Here is a 22,510-nt window from a genome sequence, read left to right on the forward strand (position 1 = left end):
ATTACCATGCCAGTCATTGAATTTATATGCAATTAAAATGATTAATAAATCGATTAATTGCATGTTTTTACATCAGCAGGCAATAAAAAATTTTTGGGAGAAATTTTTAACGTTGTGTCAGCAACGGCCCTTAAGGGGGGCGGCCAGTGATGGCACGCCATAAAAAAGCAGGCTATAAAAGCCTGCTTTCTAAGTGGGTAAGTGCGTTAAGGATCAGTTGCGGCGTTCGAATACCAGTGAGCGACGTTCAACCCAGCGCATCAATAATGTCAGTAACCCATTGACGCAAAGGTAGATAATTCCAGCCGCGCCAAACACCATCACATCATATGTCCGGCCGTACATCAGTTGGCTGTAGCCCATGACTTCCATCAGCGTGATGGTATAAGCCAGCGACGTACTCTTAAATACCAGCACCACTTCGTTTGAATAAGAAGACAGCGCGCGTTTAAACGCGAACGGCAGCAAAATGCGTAATGTCTGCTTCTGATTCATTCCCAGAGCGGCGCAGGATTGCCACTGTCCGGCGGGAATTGCTTTTACCGCACCATAGAACAGCTGTGTGGTATAAGCCGCGCTATTGAGCGCTAGCGCCACCATCGCACATAGCCACGGCTGTGAAAGCAGGCTCCACAGCCAGGGGATTTGCTGAATAGAGGTAAATTGCCCCGGGCCGTAGTAAATCAGAAAGATTTGCACCAGCAGCGGCGTACCGGTAAACAGCGTAATGTAGCCTTTCGCCAACATTGATATGATGGGCGTTTTTAGCGTCAGTACAACAGTAAGCAGCAGTGATAACACCAGCGCGACGACAATGGAGACGGCAGTTAACGTCAGACTGGTATGCAGGCCTTTTAATAGCTCAGGTAAATAAGCGAGCATCAGGAAGGCCTCCGCTCAAAACGCGTGGTGCGCAGTTCAATGCGTTTCAGCACATACTGACTTAATAGCGTGATAACCAAATAGATTGCTGCTGCGACGACGTACCAGGTAAAGGGCTCCTGTGTCCGTGTAGCAATGCTTTTGGTTTGCAGCATCAAATCGTTAACGCTAATCAGCGAAACCAGTGCGGTATCTTTCAGCAATACCAGCCACTGATTACCCAATCCCGGCAGGGCATGGCGCCACATCTGCGGCATAATCAAGCGGAAAAAAATCGCAGACTTGCTAAGCCCGAGGGCTTGTCCTGATTCCCATTGTCCTTGCGGGACGGCTTTCAATGCGCCGCGCAGCGTTTGGGAGGCGTAGGCCGCATACAGCAGCGCCAGCGCAATGACGCCGCACAGGAAGGGGCTGATTTCAAACATGCCGATATCCAGTTTTACCGGAATCTGCACAATGAAGAGGTTCAGGATAAAACCATCCGCCAGCAGCATCAGCAACTGGGAAGAGCCAAAATAGATAAATAGCACGACCAAAATTTCTGGCAGGCCGCGCACGAGTGTGACTACCGCTGTACCCGTCCAGCTAACGGCTTTCCAGCGAACGGTTTCCCAAACGGCAAACAGCATCGCCAGCGCTAGGCCGAGCACCAGTGCACAAACGGCAAGGCCGACGGTCATACCGGCGGCGCTTGCAAGAGGTTGAAATTCAATCATTGAGCGTCAGATTACTGCTGGAACCATTTTTTATAGATGGTCTCGTAAGTGCCATCCTGCTTGATTTTGCTGAGTGCATCGTTGAATTTTTTCAGCAGCTCATCGTTATTCTGGCGTACCGCGATGCCCAGACCGATACCGAAGTAATCTTTATCCGTTACGTTTTCACCAACGGTAGCCAGCGTATCGTTCTGTTTCAGCCATTCGTTAACTACGGCGGTGTCACCGAATACTGCATCCAGACGGCCACTTTTCAGATCCAGCACCGCATTCTGGTAGCTGTCGTAAGGCACCGCAGTAATTTCAGGATGTTTTTCCAGCAGATATTTCTGGTGAGTGCTGCCATTCTGCATCCCTACACGTTTGCCTTTCAGTGCAGCGACGTCGGCAACTTTGCCTTTCTGGGCGATAAACAGGGCGGCGTTATCATAATAAGGCTGACTGAATGACACCTGCTGCTGACGCTCCGGGGTGATATCCATCCCTGCGATGACGGCTTCAAAACGACGGAATTTCAGGCCAGGGATCAGGCTGTCGAAAGCCTGATTGCTGAACGTGCAGTTTGCCTGCATTTCTTTGCACAGTGCGTTAGCCAGATCGATATCAAAGCCCTGAATCTGGTTATTGGCATCAACAAATTCGAACGGAGGGTAGGAGGCTTCTGTCGCGAAACGGATAGTATCCGCGGCGTTAGCAGAGGCGGCACTCACTGCGAATAATGCTGCAACAATCAATTTTTTCATTATTGTTTTCCTGATAGTAATCAATGTGATAAATAACCAGCGAATTCAGGCGTCTGCGGCTGAGCAAAGTGCGTCGCATCGCCTTGTTCAACGATGCGGCCGTTTTCCATATAAACCACTCGGCTGGCCGTTTTACGGGCAAACTCGACTTCGTGGGTCACGATCACCTGTGTAATGCCGGTTTGCGCCAATTCACGGATGATATTGACGACCTGAGCGGTAATCTCTGGATCTAATGCGGCAGTCGGCTCATCAAACAGCAAGACCTGAGGTTCCATCATCAGCGCACGAGCAATCGCGACACGTTGTTGCTGTCCACCAGAAAGATGGAGAGGAAATCGATCGGCAAAATCATTGAGGCGCAGGCGAGTCAGCAGCTTGTCTGCACGCGCTTTAGCTTCTTCCTTACTCAGCCCCAGCACGCGGCAAGGCGCTTCGATCAGGTTCTGCACCACGGTCAAATGTGGCCATAAATTATATTGCTGGAACACCATCCCGACGTTCTGACGCAGTTCACGGATTGCGCCGTCGGAAGGCGTGCGCTGAAAATCAAACTGATTACCAGCGATGGAAAGCGTACCTGAGCGTGGCATTTCCAACAGGTTAAGAACGCGTATCAGCGAACTCTTTCCCGCCCCGCTAGGACCGAGAAGCACCAGCGTTTCACCCGCAGGACAATCGAGGGTGATGTCAAATAGCGCCTGGTATGTGCCGTAGAAACAGTTAATGCCGTTTAGTTGAATACTCATGCGTAATAATTGAATAGACATTGATGCGGCGAATGTTAACGTTGGCAGAATAGTTATGCAATCACCGTGGGTTAAAATTTGCCAATAAGCGATTTATTGGTTAAATAATAGCACAAAATAGTGGTTTACGGCTTGAGGCCTGCTTTAGGAGAAACGAATGCAATTATCCACCACGCCCAATCTGGAAGGCTTCACCATTACTGAATATTGTGGCGTCGTAACCGGCGAAGCTATCTTGGGCGCGAATATCTTCCGTGACTTTTTCGCCAGTATCCGTGATGTGGTCGGCGGCCGTTCCGGTGCCTATGAGAAAGAGCTACGTAAGGCGCGGCAGATTGCGTTCAAAGAGCTACAGGAACAAGCTGAAGATTTAGGTGCGAATGCCATTGTCGGCATTGATCTTGACTATGAAACCGTTGGGAAGGATGGCAGCATGCTGATGGTGACCGTCAGCGGTACCGCAGTGAAGGTTCGCCGCTGAGGATGGAAGTCGCTTGTATAGAGGGTGAAGTGGTAAAGCGATGTGGCGCAAAAGACACATAAGAGTGGAATAACGATGTTTAAATGGGTGAGTTGCATAGCGTTGGGGTTGTTGGCGGGCTGCCAGGCGCCGTCTTCGTTGCAGGAACAGCATAATTATGTACTGGAGACCGCGTTGCAGTCGCGGGCGCAGGAATCCCGTATCCGCTTTTTGGTGATTCACTACACGGCGGAAGATTTTGCCACCTCGTTGAATATTCTGACGGACGATCACGTCAGCGCCCATTATCTTATTCCGGCACATCCGCCGTTGCAGCACGGCAAGCCGCTTGCGTGGAAACTGGTGCCTGAATCTCAGGCTGCCTGGCATGCAGGGGCGAGCAGTTGGCGTGGGTTTAGTCGACTGAATAATTCCTCGATTGGTATTGAGATCGAAAACGCGGGCTATCAGCGCACGTTAACCGGCTATACGTGGGCACCGTTCCCCACCTCGCAGATTCAGCTCGTGACCGCAATTGCTCGTGATATTGTCGAACGTTACCAGATTGCACCACAGAACGTGGTGGCGCACAGCGATATTGCCCCACAGCGGAAACAAGACCCCGGCCCACTCTTCCCTTGGCGGATGCTGGCGCAAGCTGGCGTTGGTGCCTGGCCGGAGGCACGTCGGGTTACGTTTTATTTAAAGGGACGGCAATCGACAGAACCGGTGGATGAAGCCATTTTGCTGGAAAAATTGTCGCGTTACGGCTATTCGGTGCCGGAAACGATGACGGCACGCGAGAAGCGGCAGGTGATTGCCGCTTTCCAGATGCATTTTCGTCCTGAGAATTATCAAGGCCAGCCAGACGCGCAGAGTGAGGCGATCGTTGATGCGTTGCTGGAAAAATACAGCCGCCGCTAAACCGTTTCCTTCTCTGCCAGCTTCGCAATACGGGCCGCCATGCCACGGAAGATAAACAGGTGAGCGGGCATCATTAGAAACCAGTAGACCAGCCCGTTAAACCCGGAAGGGTGCCAGCGGGCGCGCACATCTACGGTTCGGTGAGTGCCTTTGTCCGTGATAGTAAAATTGAGTTTACCCAGCCCCGGTGCTTTCATGCCGAATAGCAGTACCAGTTGGCGCTGTGGCTTGATCGAAATCACCTTCCAACTGTCAATCTTGTCGCCGACCTCCAGCGTTGGGCGGTCGGGGCGTCCGTAAGTCACACCGTTGCCGCAGAGATCGTCCAGCCGGGCGCGGATATTCCAGAGCGTATTGGCGTAAAAATAGCCTTCCTTGCCCCCAACCTGCTGGATCACTTGCCAGAGTGCTTGGCTGGATGCAGACGTTTCAAGCGTATGGCCCGCCTGTTTGGGGTAAAAGCCGTAATTCGGCTTCCAACGTGCACGTACTTCGGTATCGTCGCCCCAGTCAGCCTGCTGTCCGCTCTCCATTTCGCTTTGCAGCGTGGTGCGCACGGCGTCATCAAAGCTAATCAGCTTTTGTGGAATCAATGCCTGTAGTTCGCAGCCATCGGCCTGCAAATCGTGTTTTAACCCCTGAATCAGGGCACGAGCGATGGACGGAGGAACTGATGTCACCAGATGTAAAAACCAGACAGACACCAGATGCGTGGGCATGGGAACCGGGATCAGCAATCTGCGCTTGCCGCTGATCTGAATGAAGCGCTCGAACATCGTTTGATAGCTGATGTATTCGGGGCCTGCCGCATCCATAATGCGATTTTCTGTCGCAGGGTGATGCGCAATGTTGATCAGATAAACCAGCAGGTTTTCCAGCGCAATCGGCGACGATTTAGAGCGCACCCAGCGCGGCGGGGTCAGCACCGGCAGGTTATAGACCATGTCGCGCATGATCTCGAACGCCGCCGACCCAGTCCCGATAATAATACCCGCGCGCAGCTCCGTGACAGGAATCCCACTACTGCGTAAGACATCACCGGTGATCTGGCGTGCCAGCATATGCGGTGAGGTATCATCCTTCGCCTGAAGCGACCCCAGATAGATAATCTGCTTTACGCTGCTGGAGGTGAGTGCCAGCAACAGATTCATGGCCACCATGCGCTCTTTGGCGACGAAATCCGCGCCGTCGCCCATGCTGTGCACCAGATAATAGAGCGTTTCCGCCCCCCACAGACCATTAGGCAGGCTTTCTGGCTTAGTGAGGTCAACCTGCTGACAGTCGACGCCCGGCCAGTTCCGCGACGCGAGGGATTCGATATTCCGACCGGCAGCAATCACCCGGTTGCCCTGCTTGCTCAAGCGTTCGGTTAAATGGCGGCCAATGTAGCCAGTTGCGCCCAGAATCAGAATCGGGGCTGAGGGGGATGTCATACGCCAGCGGCTCCACAGCAAAATATAACCATGGCTTACTATATCCTAAATAATTCGAGTTGCGTGAAGGCGGCAACCGCATGAACCCTAGGAGCTTACTCAAGTAAGTGACTGGGGTGAGTAAGGGAAGCCAACGCACAAGCAATTTGAAGGATTACGGATATAACGGGGAACGACGAAAAGTGTGCGATAACAAGGCGTAATTTAACATGGCCTACCTGCCCGATAGCCGTGCTACCGAGCAGAAGGAGGTAAAACGGGGGAATATCAGGCCAGAACAGTATCGCCTTGTAGCTGGCAGCTACAGGCCAGAACATAGCCTTGCTCGATCTCGGCAGGCGTCAGCGTCATGGTGCTGGTAGTGGTGTATTTACCGGACAGCACGCGGGTTTTACAACTCCCACACACCCCAGCACGGCAGGCGGCGAGAACGTGCACCTTATTGGCTTCCAGTGCGGCCAGCAGGCTGATACCCACCGGAACACGCAGATTCTTCAGCGGACGGCTGATGGTCAGCGTGATCTGATCGGCGTCTTCATCCACCACTTCATCAGTCGGGCGGAACTGCTCTTTAAAGATGCGATTTGACGCCACGCCAAGCTGCTGACTCAGCGTTTCAATCTGGTTCATATATGGCGCAGGGCCGCAGGTCATGACGGTGCGGTTGGTGATATCCGGCACGCGTTCGACGAGCAGGTCGCCGCTGATGCGTCCGGCGAGGAAACCGGGCGCGGCGTCAAATTCTGCCATCAGCGTCAGATGCAATTGCTGCGGGTAGCGCTGCACCAGATCTTGCCATTCGCTGGCGAAGATCACCTGCTGTGGGTTGCGCACGTTGAAAATGATGTGGATATCGATTTGCGGCTTGTTTGCCAGCAGCCAGCGGCACATCGACATAATCGGCGTGACGCCGCAGCCTGCTGCTGCCATCAGGTAGCGATCGCTGACCGCGTTGGCGCAGGTAAATTCGCCCTGTGCATCGGACAGCCACAGATAGTCACCAATTTTTAGCGTTTGGGTCAGCCAGCGGGAGCCAACGCCGTCGTCCAGCCTTCTTACCGTCAAGGTAATAAAGCGGCTGAGGCCCGGCGAAGAGGAGATCGTATAAGCCCGTAGCGTCTCTTCGCTGTTAGCAATGCTGACTAGCGCATATTGACCCGGCTGATACGGATAAAAATCATGATTAACCAGTGAAATTGTCCAGACATCCGGGGTTTCCTGGGTAATCGAGTGCACCTGCATGCGGTTAGAACAAAGCGGTGTCGGCCCAGCGTGTGGTACTGGCATCGTCATAGTCAATCTCCATAACAAACGGATACGGTGAAGCGTGTAAAGATAGCGGCCCATGATTAGCAGGGCTTAGCGTGAAGCATCAATGCCGACACTTCACGCTGCGTGACGAGGAACGCGCTCCTCCGTCCGCGTTGATTCATCAAGCGGCCAGAATGGTGTTCATGTCCTGTTCAACGGTGGTAATCGCCCGCATACCGAATTTGTCGTTCAGAATGGCAAGCAGGTTGTCCGTCAGGAAGCCCGGTGCAGTTGGCCCGGTGTAAATATTTTTCACGCCAAGAGACAGCAGGGTAAGCAGGATGACAATCGCTTTCTGTTCAAACCAAGACAGCACCAGACTAAGCGGCAGATCGTTGACGCCACAGCCCAGTTTTTCCGCCAATTTAACGGCCAGAATAATTGCCGCATAGGCGTCGTTACATTGACCAACATCCAGCAGACGTGGCAGGCCTTCCAGCGTACCGAAATCCAGTTTGTTGAAGCGGTATTTACCGCATGCCAGCGTCATGATCAGGCAATCCTGCGGGACGCTCAGCGTGAAGTCAGTGAAGTAGCTGCGTTCTTCACGGCTGCCGTCACATCCGCCAACCAGAAAGACGTGGCGCAGTTTTTTCTGTGCAACCAGGTCGATGACGGTATCTGCGGCGCTCAGCAACGTTTCACGACCAAAGCCGACGGTGATCATGTGCTCGATTTCGCTGTATGGGAAACCCGCCAGACCTTGTGCCTGTTCGATAACCGAACTGAAATCGTCACCTTCCAGATGGTTCACGCCCGGCCAGCCTACGATGCTGCGCGTCCAGATGCGATCGCCGTAGTTGCCCACGTTCGGGTCGATAATACAGTTAGACGTCATGACGATCGCGCCAGGGAATTTGGCAAACTCGGTTTGTTGGTTTTGCCAGCCGCTGCCGTAGTTACCTGCCAGATGCTTGAATTTTTTCAGCTCTGGGTAACCATGTGCAGGCAGCATCTCGCCGTGCGTATAAATATTCACGCCAGTGCCTTCGGTTTGCTCTAGCAGCATGCGCAGGTCTTTCAGGTCATGACCTGAAATCAGAATGGCTTTACCCGCAATCGGGCGTACGTTAACGGAGGTTGGCTGTGGGTGACCGTAAGCGTCGGTTTCGCCATGATCGAGGATTGCCATGACGTTAAAGTTCATTTTACCGATGCCCATTGCGTTGTTCAGCAAGGTATCGACGTCGGTTGGCTGTGTGCCCAGCCATGCCATGAAAGCATGATATTCGGCATAGATAGCGTTGTCATATTGACCAAGAACATGGGCGTGTTCCATGTAGGCCGCTGCGCCTTTCAGGCCGTAGAGGTTGAGCATACGCAAGCCGTGGACGTCATCACCCACGATGGCTTTATCGCTGTCCAGCGCAAAATCCTCTGCCTGTTGCAGTAAGGTCGGAATATCGTTGCCTGCCAGTTGCAGCGCTGCCATCGGGTGATCTACGGTCGCCGTGGCATCGTGCAGACGGCAGCGAACTGCTAGCGACTCACGCAGTGTAATGGCTTCCTGTGCGTAGCCAATAATACGTTGGGAATCGAAGTTAACGTTGGTCAACGTAGAGAAGAAAGCGCGTGGTGCAAAGTTATCGACATCATGATCGATAATATCCAGTTCGCGTGCTTTCAGCGCCCAGGCAGAAAGCCCTTGCAGCACAGCCACCAGCAGGTCTTGCAGATCGGAGGTTTCTGCGGTTTTGCCGCACATGCCCTGCGCGTAAGAGCAGCCGTTTCCAACAGGGGTACGAATCGTTTGTTCACATTGCACACAAAACATGATGACTTCCTTTTTTAAAGTTGCATTTTAAATGCTTGTTTAAAGCATAGTGTCAGCCGAGGCAGGTAAAAAGGCTTTTTTAATGCAACTTTAGGTAAATTTGATTTAGCGCAAGTTTGGTGATGGGCAATGAAAATCACTCTCAATCACAGCCCATAAACGAGGGAGAAAACGACGATGAATGTGCACTTATGAGGAAAATAACGCCATCAGTATCGGTGCCGCGAGACTTAATAAGAAACCATGTACGATGGCAGCAGGCACGATATCAATACCCGCACTGCGTTGTAAAACCGGCAGCGTGAAATCCATCGACGTCGCACCACAAAGGCCTAATGCACATGAGCGATTGCGCTGTGCTAGCGCAGGAATCAGCATAATAGCCAGCAACTCGCGGGCCAGATCGTTGAAAAATGCCGCGCTGCCGATGACGGGGCCAAGGGCGTCGGTCAGCAGAATGCCTGACAGCGAATACCATCCGTAGCCGGATGCCATCGCCAGACCGGTTTTCAGCGGTAGTCCCAGAACCCATGCGGCAAGCAGGCCGCCACCGAGTGCGCTGATACCCACGATGAGCGCGATAACCAAACCGCGACGGTTTAATACTATCTGGCGTAATGTCATCCCGCTGTTACGCAGTTGAACGCCCACCAAAAATAGCAGAAAGATCAGTGCATATTCGCTGCCTTTGCTGGCGTGAGTGAACCCAGACCATTGTGTTAAACCGAGCAAAAAGCCCGCGAAGACCACGCCACAGAGTTTGAACGATTCAAGGATCATATGCAGTCGGGAAGGCGGTGCGGCGTCTTTGAATTTGCTGTGCCACGCGCTGCGTTTTTCCCATAGCCACAGCGCAATACCGTTTGCCGCGACAATGCAGAATGCGAATACGGCGGTGTAGCGAAAGATCAGTAACAAATTGCTGCTGAGGTTTTCCAGAAAGGCCAGACTAATCCCCATTAAAAACAGAATAACGTACACCATCCAACTCAGCAGTTGGTTAATCAACAGTAATGTTTTTTTGGCACGCAGCGGCACTAGATAGCCAATGATGAGCGGTAATAAAATAATTAATAATCCTGAATACATCACAGAATTGATGTCCTTACGCGAGAAAAACGGCACTAACCCGTATTTTAGGATTTGCGGGGGGCCGTAGTTAAACAATGAGGCTTTTCTTCTTCATTCTACCCCGATAGGCGTCGACGCGACGGGAATGCAAACCGTGCGTCAACAACATCGTGGGATTCATCGGCTACACTTGGCGGGAAGAAAAACGATAATCTATTAAAATTAAACAAATTATCGGAGCGAGTAAAGCGCTGACTGGCAGGATATTCTACGTGATGGAGATCTTGCCAGCAGAAACCCGCAGGTAGCCGCTACAGGAGAGAAGAATGCATCTGGAAAGTATTGAAATCCTGGGGTTTCGGGGAATTAATCGTCTGTCGCTGACACTGGACGAGAATAACGTGCTGATTGGGGAGAACGCCTGGGGGAAATCGAGCCTGCTGGATGCGCTTTCGCTGCTGCTGGCGCCGACATTGCCGCTTTATCATTTTGATATGCAGGACTTTCATTTTACCCCGGGGGATGAAAACAGTCGGGAAAAGCACCTTCAGATTATTTTCACTTTTTGCGAGACGGCGCCCGGCCACCATTTATCCCCTCGCTATCGTTCGCTTAGCCCAGTTTGGGTGGAGGGAAATGAGTCGCTATACCGCGTTTTTTATCGGCTGGAAGGTGAGGTGGACGAAAGCCAGTCAGTCTTCACCTGGCGCAGCTTTCTGGACGCCGACGGGCATCCGATACCGCTGGATAATATTGATGAACTGGCCAGAGAAATCATCCGCCTGCATCCGGTATTGCGGCTGCGCGATGCGCGCTTTATGCGGCGTCTGCGCTCCGGGACGCTGGCGGCGACGTTAGATAACAGCAATGAAAAACTGGCTCAGCAGTTTGAGCAACTGATACGTGAGTTGGTGCAAAACCCGCAGAAGCTGACGGATAAAGAGCTGCGTCAGGGCTTAGTGGCGATGCAGCAACTGCTGGAGCACTATTTTTCCGAGCAGAATGCTACGGGTAACGACCGACGTCATCATCGCCATGCGCGAACACACAATGGTAAATCGTGGCGATCGCTGGACAACATCAACCGCCTGATTGCCGATCCCAATAGCCGCAGTAGCCGAATTATCCTGCTAGAGCTGTTTTCTACGCTGCTACAGGCGAAAGGTTCAGTGGTGTTGGATCCCCATGCTCGTCCGCTCTTGCTGATTGAAGACCCAGAAACCCGGCTGCATCCGATTATGCTGTCCGTTGCCTGGGGGCTACTGACGCAACTGCCGCTCCAGAAAGTCACGACAACCAACTCAGGAGAGCTGCTGTCGCTGGTGCCAATGGAGCAGGTGTGCCGTCTGGTGCGGGAATCTTCACGGGTTGCGACGTACCGCATTGGTCGTCAGGGTATGAATGCGGAAGATAGCCGGCGTATTGCGTTTCATATTCGTCTGAATCGACCTGCTTCTCTCTTTGCTCGCTGTTGGCTGCTGGTGGAAGGGGAGACTGAAGTCTGGATGTTGAATGAACTCGCGCGTCAATGCGGCCATCATTTTGAGGCGGAAGGGGTAAAAGTGATTGAATTTGCCCAGTCGGGCCTCCGGCCATTGTTGAAATTCGCGCGCCGTATGGGGATTGAATGGCATGTGCTGGTCGATGGTGACGATGCGGGGAAAAAATATGCGGCGACGGCAAGAAGCCAGCTAATCGTACAGGATGAAAGTGAGCGAGATCATCTGACCGTCTTGCCTGCATCGGACATGGAGCACTACATGTATCGTGAGGGGTTCAGTCAGGTTTATCACCGCATTGCACAATTACCGGAGAAAGTGCCGCTATCGATGCACAAAGTCATCATTAGGGCTATCCATCGGTCATCCAAACCCGACTTGGCGATTGAAGTGGCAATGGAGGCCGCAACGATGGGCAGCGATGCCATCCCTCCACTCATTCGCGGTATGTTCTCTCGCGTGCTATGGCTCGCTCGAGGGCGTGCAGATTAATGTCATGTAGCGATAAAAAATGCCGTTCAGTGTGCTGAACGGCATTTGTCGCATTGTATTAATTTTACTGTTTAGCGTCGTGTGTTCTGAGTAGAAATGTAGGGTGTAGTGTAGAAGGGGTCAGGATACGGCCTCGACGATTTGCGGGACGATCAGGCAGGCATGATTGCCTTTCGGCCCTTCATGAACATCAAACCTGACAACCTGTCCGGCTTTCAGCGTCCGGTAGCCATCCATTTGAATAGTTGAGTAGTGCGCGAAGATATCGTCACCACCCCCTTCTGGACAGATAAAACCAAACCCTTTGGCATTATTGAACCATTTAACAGTACCTGTCTCCATGCATTGACATCCTTCGCAAGAGTATTCTTTTCAGTAATAGGTGTGGTTATTTGGTTACTACGAATACGAATTGATTAAAACCTCATCAATTCTTCCGTACACTTTAGTGAAATCGATCCCGGCGTCAAGCGATCCACCGCATGGTGACGAGGGGAGTTTGTCAAAGTTTGATGCAGATAACGCTATTGATGAACTAACAATCGCGTTGCGTAATCAATATATCGGATACAGGACTTGAATTTTGCTTTCCGGGAACCATTTCATTCCTCAGGTGGTAAAATAAAAAGTAGACGTGCTACTGTAAATGTAGAGATACCCGTCATCTTTCAAGTTGCAGGCACTCATTTACTGCTTCTCGGATTTTTTGGGAATAAACAGACGAATGTCGCGAGTCGCGATATTCGTTACATGATGTGGATAGAGAATGGGAAACAACCGTACGTGGTCACAATCGGAAAGCCTGACCGCCGATCAACAGAAAGAAAAATTGCAGCCGCCATCCATGTATAACGTGGTGTTGAATAACGATGATTACACCCCGATGGAATTTGTTATTGACGTTCTGCAAAAGTTCTTTTCTTATGATATTGAACGTGCCACACAGCTTATGTTAACGGTGCATTATCAGGGTAAAGCAATTTGTGGCGTATTCAGCGCTGAAGTCGCTGAGACCAAGGTCGTACAAGTCAATCGTTATGCCAGAGAAAACGAGCAGCCGCTGCTCTGTACGCTGGAAAAAGCCTGAAGTCAGGCAATTTATTGGGAGAGGTGCCTATGCTCAATCAAGAACTGGAACTCAGTCTCAACATGGCTTTCGCCAGAGCGCGTGAGCACCGACACGAGTTTATGACCGTGGAGCACCTGTTGTTGGCTCTGCTCAGTAATCCGGCCGCCCGTGAAGCACTGGAAGCCTGCACGGTAGATTTAGCCGCGCTGCGTCAGGAACTGGAAGCCTTCATTGAACAGACCACTCCAACATTGCCGCAGAGTGACGATGAGCGCGAAACGCAACCGACGCTCAGCTTCCAGCGCGTACTACAACGCGCCGTCTTCCACGTGCAGTCCTCCGGCCGCAGTGAAGTATCCGGCGCCAACGTTCTGGTCGCCATTTTTAGCGAACAGGAATCTCAGGCCGCCTACCTCCTGCGTAAGCATGACGTCAGTCGTCTGGATGTCGTGAACTTCATTTCCCACGGCACGCGTAAAGAAGAAACCGATCAGGCACCTAACGCTGAAAGTCCCGTCAATGAAGAACAGGCAGGAGGGGAAGATCGTATGGAAAACTTCACCACCAATCTGAATCAACTGGCTCGCGTTGGCGGTATCGATCCGCTCATTGGCCGGGAGAAAGAACTGGAGCGCACGGTTCAGGTATTGTGCCGTCGCCGTAAAAATAACCCGCTACTAGTCGGCGAATCCGGCGTGGGTAAAACTGCCATTGCCGAAGGGCTTGCCTGGCGTATTGTGCAGGGCGATGTACCGGAAGTGATGGCTGAGTGCACCCTGTACTCGCTGGACATCGGTGCGTTGTTGGCAGGCACCAAATATCGTGGTGATTTTGAAAAACGATTCAAGGCGCTGTTGAAGCAGTTGGAGCAGGATAAAAACAGCATTCTGTTCATTGATGAAATCCACACGATTATCGGTGCGGGTGCCGCGTCCGGTGGTCAGGTTGATGCTGCTAACCTGATTAAACCGCTGCTTTCCAGCGGCAGGATCCGCGTGATCGGTTCCACCACCTATCAAGAGTTCAGCAATATCTTTGAAAAGGATCGGGCGCTGGCGCGTCGTTTCCAAAAAATCGATATCACTGAACCTAGCGTAGAAGAAACCATACAAATCATTAATGGTCTGAAGCCGAAGTATGAGGCTCACCATGATGTCCGCTATACATCGAAAGCAGTTCGCGCTGCGGTAGAGCTGGCGGTGAAATATATCAATGACCGTCATTTGCCGGATAAAGCCATCGATGTGATCGATGAAGCGGGTGCACGCAGCCGTTTGATGCCGGTCAGCAAACGCAAGAAAACGGTCAACGTGAGTGACATCGAATCGGTTGTCGCCCGTATCGCCCGTATTCCAGAAAAAACCGTCTCCGCTAGCGATCGCGATGTGCTGAAAAACCTCAGCGATCGCCTGAAAATGCTGGTGTTTGGGCAAGACAAGGCTATCGAAGCGTTGTCTGAATCTATCAAGATGAGCCGTGCAGGATTGGGTCAGGAGCGTAAGCCGGTAGGGTCCTTCCTGTTCGCAGGCCCTACTGGTGTCGGTAAGACAGAAGTGACGTTACAACTGGCAAAAGCGCTGGATATCGAATTGCTGCGCTTTGATATGTCAGAATATATGGAGCGTCATACTGTCAGTCGCTTGATTGGTGCGCCTCCAGGCTATGTTGGCTACGATCAAGGGGGCCTGCTGACGGATGCGGTGATCAAGCATCCTCATGCGGTGCTGCTGCTGGATGAAATCGAAAAAGCGCACCCTGACGTCTTTAACCTGTTGTTACAGGTGATGGATAATGGCACGCTGACGGATAACAATGGTCGTAAAGCCGATTTCCGTAATGTCATTGTCGTCATGACCACCAATGCGGGCGTGCGGGAAACACAGCGTAAATCCATCGGTATCATCCATCAGGACAACAGTACGGATGCGATGGAAGAGATTAAGAAGGTGTTTACACCGGAGTTCCGTAACCGTCTGGACGGCATTATCTGGTTCAACCATCTATCGACCGACGTCATCCAGCAGGTTGTCGATAAATTTATCGTTGAACTCCAGGCGCAACTGGACGCGAAAGGCGTGTCGCTGGAAGTGAGCGATGAAGCGCGTGACTGGCTGGCAGAGAAAGGCTACGACAAAGCGATGGGTGCCCGACCGATGGCGCGCGTGATGCAGGAAAGCCTGAAGAAACCGCTGGCCAACGAGCTGCTGTTTGGTTCGCTGGTGGATGGGGGTTCTGTGACGGTAGAACTGGATAAAGAGACGCAACAGCTGACGTACGGCTTCCAGAGTGCGCAGAAGCGTAAAGCGGAAAGCGTTAATTAATCGATACCGTGTGTTATCTAAGAGGAGGGATGCTGATGCATCCCTTTTTTATTGCTGCACCTATCGCTTTTGGTGTTCTATTGCGCATTATGGCCCAGTTGAAAATACGATTCTTGGAGCTTGGCGGATAGGCCAAGATTTCACACAATCATGGTTACTGAACTGAGGCATTACCCTGTGCACATTAACGGGCATGTGGCTGTCTCTCTTCACCTCAACCCTGTCTAGTTTTGGAGTTAACTATGAGCCAACGTCTTGATTATTACAGTAAGTCTCCCGATGCTGCCAAAAAGTATCTGGAGTTCAATAACATTCTACACAAGAAACCGTTTCTGGCTGAGATAGGCCATCTGGTTACGCTGCGTGCTTCCCAGCTTAATGGCTGTGCATTTTGCGTCGATATGCATGTTAAAGAAGCCAAGATTAATGGGGAGCGGGAGCTACGCTTGCACCATGTGGCTGTCTGGCGTGAATCACCGCTTTTCTCCCCGCGTGAGCGTGCCGCACTTGAGTGGACTGAGGTATTGACGCATCTTCCTCCACATGGTGTGCCGGATGCGGTATTTTCACGCGTGCGTGAGCAACTGTCAGAAGAGGATTTGGCTGACTTATCGTTCATGATTATCGCGATTAATGGCTGGAACCGGCTGGGGGTTGCGTTTCAGGTCGTTCCTGGTTCCGCAGATAAGCTGTACGGGTTGGAAAAAGCGAACTTAAGCTAACGAGTTTCCGTGCTGTTCACATTCAGCAAGAATTAATGCGGCAAGCCGTTCCGACTCCATCACGGTGGTGCAGTTAGTGAAGCTGACGAGTAAAGCATTATCGCCACTCCCTGATACTGCCCAACGCGATAGCGGCTGAACGGCAATTCCCTGAGCCAGCAAGCGGTCGGCGAGTTGCCGATCGCTAAATTTATCCGGTAGGCGTAAAACTAAATGCATGCCGCCGGGCTGGGAGTCGATGCGTATGCGGTTTCCCAAAATACCTTGCAGCACAGTGATGGTGGCCGTGCGACGTTCTGCATAAAGGCGTCGCGTGCGCTGAATGTGCCGGGCAAAATGCCCCTCAGTAATGAAGCTGGCAACGATAGACTGCGTCATTGTTGGCGATGCTGACGCGAAGAAAATTCGATTTATGTGCTCAAAGGCTGCAACCTGCGATTGGGGCACAACCAAATAGGCCAATCGAATCCCCGGAAATAATACCTTGCTAAAGGTCCCCGCATATAAAACCCGTCCATGACGATCCAGGCTCGCGAGGGCCGGAAGTGGGCGACTGATATAACGATATTCTCCATCGTAATCATCTTCCATTATCCAGGCATTTTGCGCCGTTGCCCACTGTAATAATGCTTGCCGGCGAGGAAGCGACAACGACATGGACAAGGGGCTTTGATGCGCGGGAGTGACAACGGCCATACTGGCATCATTCGCCTGCGCGATGCCGCGTTCGACGTTAATTCCTTCACGATCAACGGATACTGCGATCGGACATAATCCAGATTGTGATAGCAACTGGCGAGTGGGGGGATAACCGGGATCTTCGACCCATACGCGTTGCCCCGATTTCAGCAGAGCCAACGTCGCGAGTTGCAAATTGGCGCGCCAACCCGAGGTGATGAATACCTGATTTGCTGTACAGTCAATGCCGCGTGACACTTGCAGATAAGAGGCGATGGCGTTTCTTAGTGCTGGTAAACCATAAGGCGCAGGGTAATCCAAATCCGGTAATTGCATGCTGCGAAGGTAGCGTGCACCCAGTCGAGCCCACAGTTTGCGCGGAAAGGCGTCAAAAGCGGGAACGCCCATTTGAAAGGGCAATAATTGCGATGGACGCCATAGTATCTGTTGTTCATCGTCTGGAGCTGAGGGAGATACTGGTGTCTCTGCAACGGGAAGGGATGCTGAGGGTAAATCAGGATTTACACGCGTCCCTGCTTGTCCGTGAGCCTGTAGATAGCCCTCGGCAATAAGTAATGAGTAGGCTTGTTCTATCGTTCCGCGTGCAACACCGAGTTCTTTAGCAAGCATGCGAGCAGAAGGTAGACGGTCGCCCGGAAACAATAGGCCTACGCTGATAGCCCGGCGCACCCGCTCATAAAGCTGACGATAGAGCGGCGTACTCTCCTGAAAGGAAAGAGGTGAAAATAAGTGAGAGCCAGGCTTCATAGTGGAATCCATGACAAGCAGATTATTGTCCAAAAAAACTGTTGGCTCTAAAAACTATTAGCTCTAAAAAACAAAGCCCTTGCCATGAAGGAAAGGGCTGGAGAGGGAGTCACATCCTCATATACCGCTGTTATCAGCGATGAGCGAACCGCTTAACGGCTGCGGAAGACAATGCGGCCTTTACTCAGGTCGTACGGGGTTAACTCTACAGTGACTTTGTCACCCGTCAGGATGCGGATATAGTTTTTACGCATTTTACCGGAGATATGAGCGGTAACCACGTGCCCGTTTTCCAATTCAACGCGGAACATGGTGTTGGGCAGCGTATCAAGCACGGTGCCTTGCATTTCAATATTGTCTTCTTTGGCCATCGAATCCTCTAGGTCTAATACTATCTTTATTTTTTAACCGCAAGATAATGCCGAAAAACCGACATTATGTAAAGAAGCGTTCACGTTTGGGGCGTTATTTACTCGGTTTCTGCTATCAGAATGCCGGTTCTGCGAGCTGCTGTGGTAGCCAACAACCCTCCTCGACAGCGATATCCTGCCACTGGGAAAGCTGTTGCAGAAAGCGATCGCGTGGAATTTCACTCACGCCAAGCGACGCTGTATGGGAATTTAACACCTGACAATCAATCAAATGACCGCCGTGGCGAATAAAATGCTGTTGAAACGCCAGCAGCGCATATTTTGAGGCATTATCCATACGGCTGAACATTGACTCACCGCAAAATAATCGCCCTTGTTCAATACCATATAACCCACCAACCAGTGCGCCATTGTGCCACACTTCGACGGAATGTGCTTTCCCAACCTGATGAAGCTGGCGATAAGCTGAAATTATGTCCGGCGTAATCCAGGTGCCGTCATGGTGTTCCTGCGCGCAGGCGTGAATAACATCATCAAACGCCTGATTCAGCGTGGCATGAAAAGTATGGCGCTTCAGGAATTTTTTCATGCTGCGGCTAAGATGGAGTTCGCCGGGAAGCAGAACCGCACGCGGATTCGGAGACCACCATAAGATAGGTTCACCGGGAGAGAACCAGGGGAAAATGCCTTGCCGGTAAGCTGCCTTCAGCCTGGCAACGGAGAGATCGCCGCCAACGGCCAGCAGGCCGTTGGGGTTATCTAGTGCATGATTCGGGTCAGGAAACTGAAGCGATTGAGACGATAACTGATATAGACGCATGTTGTTCAAACGTTGTGCTTCATTGAAATTGCCTTAAACGTGTTGGCGAAATTGCCAATAGCGCCCTTGTTGTGCCATCAAAGCCTGATGGCTGCCCTGTTCGATCACCTTGCCGTCATCGAGAATGCAGATGCGATCCATCGATTCTAAACCATATAGCCGATGAGTGATGACGATCAAAGTCTTATCAGCACAGTGTTGGCGGAGCAGTTGCAGGATACGTTTTTCGGTTTCTGCATCCAACCCTTCAGTGGGTTCATCCAACAAAACTAACGGCGCATCGTGTAATAAGGCACGAGCTAAAGCGATACGACGCTGTTCGCCACCGGATAGCTGGCGACCACCTTCTCCCAGCCAGGCGTTCAGTCCCTCATTTTCCAGCAGTTTTTCTAACCCGACCTGCTGTAATACCTCAGCCAGTTTTTCGTCCGGTGCAGTTGGGGCCGCCAGCAGCAGATTATCGCGCAGCGTTGCGCTGAAAATATGTACGCGCTGCGGCACCACACTCATCATGGCGCGGAGATCTTCTTCCCGCCAATCGGTAAGGGCGTGCCCGTTCAGCGTAATATCCCCGTATTCACAATTCCATGCCCGAGTCAGCAGTTGTAATAGCGTGGATTTTCCGCACCCAGTACGTCCCAACAGCGCCAGATGCTCTCCCGGCTGAATGGAAAGGGAGATATTTTGCAGCACGGGCTGTGGCTGACCGGGATAAGTGAAGCCGACATGTGAGAGTTCAAGTGAGGCCGTGCGCGAGGTTTGTGGGCCATGCATTGGGAACGTGACGTCAACGGGCTGGCGAATGATTTGATCGACCCGAGCAGCGGACGCAATAACTTGCCCCATGTGTTGGAAGGCCACTGTAACGGGAGCCAGCGCCTCGAAGGCGGCAAGCGAAGCGAACACGAAGAGGGCGATCAATGCTCCGGGCTGTGGGTTACCGCCAACGCCATCGGCAGCCAGCCACAGAATCAGGGTAACGGTAAGCCCACTGCATAAAATCATCACAGCCTGAGACAGACCGGTAAGATTGGCCTGCTGACGCTGGCGACGCAGCCAGTTAATTTCCACCAGAGCCAACTGCTGACGGACGCGATCGAGCGCACCGAAGACGGTCAGCTCCGCCTGACCTTGCAGCCAGGTTGTAAGCTGAAGGCGGTACTGTGCGCGCAGCGCGGTCAAGTCCTGCCCGATGCCGTTCCCTGCCTGATAAAAGAGAACGGGCAGGCACAGCAGTAACGTCAGCATGATGGCACCAAGCGTCAGAGCCAGCGAACCATCAATGAAGCTCAGACCGTAACAAACGATAAGAATGACGGCGAAGGCGCTGATGATGGGTGAAATAACACGAAGATAAAGATGATCGAGTGTATCAACGTCAGCCACGAGCCGGTTTAGTAGTTCGGCCTGACGAAATTGTGCTAGTCCTCCGGGGGAGAGCGGCAGAATGCGGGAGAATGTGAAAACGCGTAGACGCAGTAAAACGCGGAATGTGGCATCGTGGCTGACGACTCTTTCACCATAGCGTCCAGCCGTACGCGCGATGGCAGCGCCCCGCACGCCAGCGGCGGGCAGCATGTAGTTAAAAGTAAGTAGCCCGACGATCCCTGCCAGTGCGGAGCCCGCTAGAAACCAGCCGGATAGGGCGAGTAGACCGATGCTGGCCAGCATAGTAGCAATCGCCAGCACCACGCCCAGACTCAAATACCAGAAGTGCTGACGGTAAAGTGCCAGAAACGGTTTTAATACCCGCATCGTTTTCATCTGAGACATTACAGCGCCTCCTGTCGTTGTGCCAGCAGCGCCGCGAAGGGGCCTATTTCGGCTTGGAGTGTTTGATAATCCCCCTGTTGAACTAACCGACCGCTTTCCATCACCCAAATTGCATCATACTCGGTGATATCGGTGAGCTGATGTGTGATTAGCAGCGTAGTCTGGGAACGTGCAGCCTCGTTCAGCGCCGTCATAACGAGCTCCTCGCTATGGGCATCCAGGCTGGCTGATGGTTCGTCCAGCAGCAGTAAATTACAAGGATGAATGAGTGCACGGGCAACGGCGACTCGCTGTGCTTGCCCAACGGATAAACGCGCGGCACCGTCACCGATCGTGGTTTCCAACCCCTGTGGAAGCTGTGGTAAAAATTCTTGCACATAAGCGCGCTCAATCGCCTGCTGCAACGCCACGATACTGGCCTGCGGATTGCCTAGCAGAATATTGCTGCGCAGCGTCTGTTCCGGCAAATGGGGGTTTTGTCCAACCCAACTCAACTGCTTTCGCCATGATTCAGGCGTAAGCACGTTCAATGCCTGACCATTCACTGTTAATGAACCGCGATAAGGCAGGAACCCCAGTAGCGCATTAAGCAGAGAGCTTTTCCCTGCTCCGCTGATACCGACCAGCGCGATACGTTCGCCTGCACGAATATCGAACGTCAACGGTTGAGTCAATGGTGTGCCATTCGGTGCGAGGACAACCAGGTCTTCCGCTTTAATGGCAATCGCGGTATTGCTGCTGAATTCGTGTGCGCCTCCGCCGACTGTCTCACCTTCCTCTGCCAAAAAAGTCACCAGCGATTCTGCTGCGCCAATAGCCTGTGCCTTGGCATGATAGAAAGTGCCCAAGTCGCGTAAAGGCTGAAAGAATTCAGGTGCCAGAATCAGCACGAGAAAACCGGCGAAGAGCGTCACGCCCATTCCATAATGGCCAAAATTCAGCTCACCGAGATAAGAAAAACCGAAATAGACAGCGACAACCGCGATCGAAATGGAGGCAAAAAATTCAAGGACGCCCGAGGAGAGAAACGCCATGCGCAGCACTTCCATGGTGCGGCTACGGAAATCTTCGGAAGCATGGCGGATTTGTTCGGTTTCAGCCTGACCGCGATGAAACAAACGTAGCGTCTCCATCCCGCGTAGGCGGTCAAGGAAGTGTCCGCTCAGGCGAGCTAACGCCAGAAAGTTTTGCCGGTTGGCATCCGCTGCGCCCATACCGACCAGCGCCATAAACAAAGGGATGAGTGGTGCTGTCAGAAGTAAAATCAGACCCGCTGCCCAGTTGAGCGGAAAGATCGTGATCAAGATAAGTAGCGGGATCAGAGCGGCAAGATACATTTGCGGCAGATAGCGGGCGTAATAATCCTGCATATCATCAACCTGCTCAAGAATCATCGTTGCCCAACTGCCAGCGGGTCTACCCTGTACCCAGGCTGGGCCAAGCTGTTGCAATCGATCCAATACCAGTTTACGAATGTGCTGCCGAACCGCTTGTCCGCAAAGAAAACCAACACGCTCGCGTAACAAACTATTGAGTGCGCGCAGAATAAATGTGGCGATTAGCAGAAGAAAGGGGGAGAGCAGGGATTCACGTGGGACATGATCGATGATCAAGGCATGAAGCAAGGTGGCTAACAGCCAGGCTTGTGCCACGATTAACGCGCCGCTCAGGAATCCAAGCAGCCGTGAAAGCCGTAGCCAACGTTGCGCCAGCTTACTTTGCTGTTTCAGCCAGGCGGTCAGTTCTTGCTGTCTGGTTTTTTTCATCAGGCACCAGTTCGTTATGTTGCAGAAATGGACTTAACAGAAAATAACTCTTATGTAACCATGAGTTAACAAAATTATCTTCTATCATGCAGAATGCCGCCATGTTACCGCGAGCGGGACGCGCTGCAAATGAAAAGGAGAGGGGAAATAGGGTAGGCGATCAATTTT

At 52.1% G+C, this 22,510-nt stretch carries 21 protein-coding genes; 7 read left to right on the forward strand and 14 right to left on the reverse strand.

Translation table 11 applies throughout. The annotated features are described in order from the left end of the window. Window positions 1-213 precede the first annotated feature (213 nt). Genes artM through artP form a run of 4 tightly spaced genes read right to left on the reverse strand, consistent with a single transcriptional unit; the run spans window position 214 to window position 3,111 of the window. Window positions 214-882, reverse strand: coding sequence for an arginine ABC transporter permease ArtM (artM, locus tag DCX48_00705; protein QXE13148.1), 669 nt, complete (start codon window positions 880-882; stop codon window positions 214-216). Next, window positions 882-1,598 carry an arginine ABC transporter permease ArtQ gene (artQ, locus tag DCX48_00710; GenBank protein QXE13149.1) on the reverse strand — a complete coding sequence of 239 codons (717 nt, stop codon included), beginning with the start codon at window positions 1,596-1,598 and terminating at the stop codon, window positions 882-884. Before artQ ends, artM begins: the two co-directional genes overlap by 1 nt. Before the next feature lie 11 nt (window positions 1,599-1,609). After that, on the reverse strand, window positions 1,610-2,341 hold the full coding sequence (locus DCX48_00715) for an arginine ABC transporter substrate-binding protein (GenBank protein ID QXE13150.1): 732 nt from the start codon (window positions 2,339-2,341) through the stop codon (window positions 1,610-1,612). A 20-nt stretch (window positions 2,342-2,361) separates the two neighbouring features. Beyond that, on the reverse strand, window positions 2,362-3,111 hold the full coding sequence (gene artP / locus DCX48_00720) for an arginine ABC transporter ATP-binding protein ArtP (GenBank protein ID QXE13151.1): 750 nt from the start codon (window positions 3,109-3,111) through the stop codon (window positions 2,362-2,364). Window positions 3,112-3,247: 136 nt separating this feature from the next. Here artP and DCX48_00725 point away from each other — a divergent pair, with 136 nt between their 5' ends. Both DCX48_00725 and DCX48_00730 read left to right on the forward strand, forming a co-directional pair. Further along, window positions 3,248-3,571 carry a heavy metal-binding domain-containing protein gene (locus DCX48_00725; protein QXE13152.1) on the forward strand — a complete coding sequence of 108 codons (324 nt, stop codon included), beginning with the start codon at window positions 3,248-3,250 and terminating at the stop codon, window positions 3,569-3,571. Between the two features lie 75 nt (window positions 3,572-3,646). Further along, the gene (locus tag DCX48_00730; GenBank protein ID QXE13153.1) at window positions 3,647-4,474 is read left to right on the forward strand and encodes an N-acetylmuramoyl-L-alanine amidase; all 828 of its coding nucleotides are present in this window, start codon (window positions 3,647-3,649) and stop codon (window positions 4,472-4,474) included. On the opposite strand, the gene DCX48_00735 is transcribed toward DCX48_00730, so the two are convergent. The 4 genes from DCX48_00735 to DCX48_00750 all read right to left on the reverse strand — a co-directional run bounded on the left by DCX48_00735 (window position 4,471) and on the right by DCX48_00750 (window position 10,081). Beyond that, window positions 4,471-5,907 carry a DUF2867 domain-containing protein gene (locus DCX48_00735; GenBank protein QXE13154.1) on the reverse strand — a complete coding sequence of 479 codons (1,437 nt, stop codon included), beginning with the start codon at window positions 5,905-5,907 and terminating at the stop codon, window positions 4,471-4,473. The two genes, DCX48_00730 and DCX48_00735, sit on opposite strands and share 4 nt — an antisense overlap. 267 nt (window positions 5,908-6,174) lie before the next feature. Continuing rightward, on the reverse strand, window positions 6,175-7,200 hold the full coding sequence (locus DCX48_00740) for an NADH oxidoreductase (GenBank protein QXE13155.1): 1,026 nt from the start codon (window positions 7,198-7,200) through the stop codon (window positions 6,175-6,177). A 139-nt stretch (window positions 7,201-7,339) separates the two neighbouring features. After that, window positions 7,340-8,992, reverse strand: coding sequence for a hydroxylamine reductase (locus DCX48_00745; protein ID QXE13156.1), 1,653 nt, complete (start codon window positions 8,990-8,992; stop codon window positions 7,340-7,342). 189 nt (window positions 8,993-9,181) lie between these two features. Next, entirely contained in the window at window positions 9,182-10,081 is a 900-nt protein-coding gene (locus DCX48_00750; GenBank protein ID QXE17109.1) for a lysine exporter LysO family protein, read from the reverse strand. A gap of 308 nt (window positions 10,082-10,389) precedes the next feature. Here DCX48_00750 and DCX48_00755 point away from each other — a divergent pair, with 308 nt between their 5' ends. Continuing rightward, entirely contained in the window at window positions 10,390-12,054 is a 1,665-nt protein-coding gene (locus tag DCX48_00755) for an ATP-dependent endonuclease (protein ID QXE13157.1), read from the forward strand. Between the two features lie 120 nt (window positions 12,055-12,174). Here the strand turns inward: DCX48_00755 and cspD are convergent, their stop codons facing one another. Beyond that, a complete protein-coding gene (cspD, locus tag DCX48_00760; protein QXE13158.1) occupies window positions 12,175-12,396 on the reverse strand; it encodes a cold shock-like protein CspD in 222 nt (73 codons plus the stop codon). Window positions 12,397-12,436: 40 nt separating this feature from the next. Here cspD and DCX48_00765 point away from each other — a divergent pair, with 40 nt between their 5' ends. The 4 genes from DCX48_00765 to DCX48_00780 all read left to right on the forward strand — a co-directional run bounded on the left by DCX48_00765 (window position 12,437) and on the right by DCX48_00780 (window position 16,166). Further along, entirely contained in the window at window positions 12,437-12,634 is a 198-nt protein-coding gene (locus DCX48_00765) for a hypothetical protein (GenBank protein ID QXE13159.1), read from the forward strand. A 186-nt stretch (window positions 12,635-12,820) separates the two neighbouring features. Beyond that, window positions 12,821-13,141: an ATP-dependent Clp protease adapter ClpS gene (clpS, locus tag DCX48_00770; GenBank protein QXE13160.1), complete on the forward strand. Its 321-nt coding sequence runs from the start codon at window positions 12,821-12,823 to the stop codon at window positions 13,139-13,141. 29 nt (window positions 13,142-13,170) lie between these two features. Then, window positions 13,171-15,444 carry an ATP-dependent Clp protease ATP-binding subunit ClpA gene (clpA, locus tag DCX48_00775; GenBank protein ID QXE13161.1) on the forward strand — a complete coding sequence of 758 codons (2,274 nt, stop codon included), beginning with the start codon at window positions 13,171-13,173 and terminating at the stop codon, window positions 15,442-15,444. Window positions 15,445-15,686: 242 nt separating this feature from the next. Then, on the forward strand, window positions 15,687-16,166 hold the full coding sequence (locus DCX48_00780) for a carboxymuconolactone decarboxylase family protein (GenBank protein ID QXE13162.1): 480 nt from the start codon (window positions 15,687-15,689) through the stop codon (window positions 16,164-16,166). Here DCX48_00780 and DCX48_00785 read toward each other — a convergent pair. The 5 genes from DCX48_00785 to cydD form a co-directional block, all read right to left on the reverse strand. Then, window positions 16,158-17,624: a PLP-dependent aminotransferase family protein gene (locus tag DCX48_00785; protein QXE13163.1), complete on the reverse strand. Its 1,467-nt coding sequence runs from the start codon at window positions 17,622-17,624 to the stop codon at window positions 16,158-16,160. The two genes, DCX48_00780 and DCX48_00785, sit on opposite strands and share 9 nt — an antisense overlap. Window positions 17,625-17,764: 140 nt before the next feature. Further along, window positions 17,765-17,983, reverse strand: a complete 219-nt coding sequence (locus DCX48_00790) for a translation initiation factor IF-1 (GenBank protein QXE13164.1) — start codon at window positions 17,981-17,983, stop codon at window positions 17,765-17,767. A 115-nt stretch (window positions 17,984-18,098) separates the two neighbouring features. Next, window positions 18,099-18,803 (reverse strand): leucyl/phenylalanyl-tRNA--protein transferase, encoded by a 705-nt coding sequence (locus DCX48_00795; protein ID QXE13165.1) that lies wholly within the window; start codon window positions 18,801-18,803, stop codon window positions 18,099-18,101. Window positions 18,804-18,836: 33 nt separating this feature from the next. Continuing rightward, window positions 18,837-20,576, reverse strand: coding sequence for a cysteine/glutathione ABC transporter ATP-binding protein/permease CydC (gene cydC, locus DCX48_00800; GenBank protein QXE13166.1), 1,740 nt, complete (start codon window positions 20,574-20,576; stop codon window positions 18,837-18,839). Continuing rightward, window positions 20,576-22,342 carry a cysteine/glutathione ABC transporter permease/ATP-binding protein CydD gene (gene cydD, locus DCX48_00805; GenBank protein ID QXE13167.1) on the reverse strand — a complete coding sequence of 589 codons (1,767 nt, stop codon included), beginning with the start codon at window positions 22,340-22,342 and terminating at the stop codon, window positions 20,576-20,578. Before cydD ends, cydC begins: the two co-directional genes overlap by 1 nt. Between the last annotated feature and the right edge of the window lie 168 nt (window positions 22,343-22,510).

The organism is Pectobacterium atrosepticum (assembly GCA_019056595.1).
Taxonomy (GTDB): domain Bacteria; phylum Pseudomonadota; class Gammaproteobacteria; order Enterobacterales; family Enterobacteriaceae; genus Pectobacterium; species Pectobacterium atrosepticum.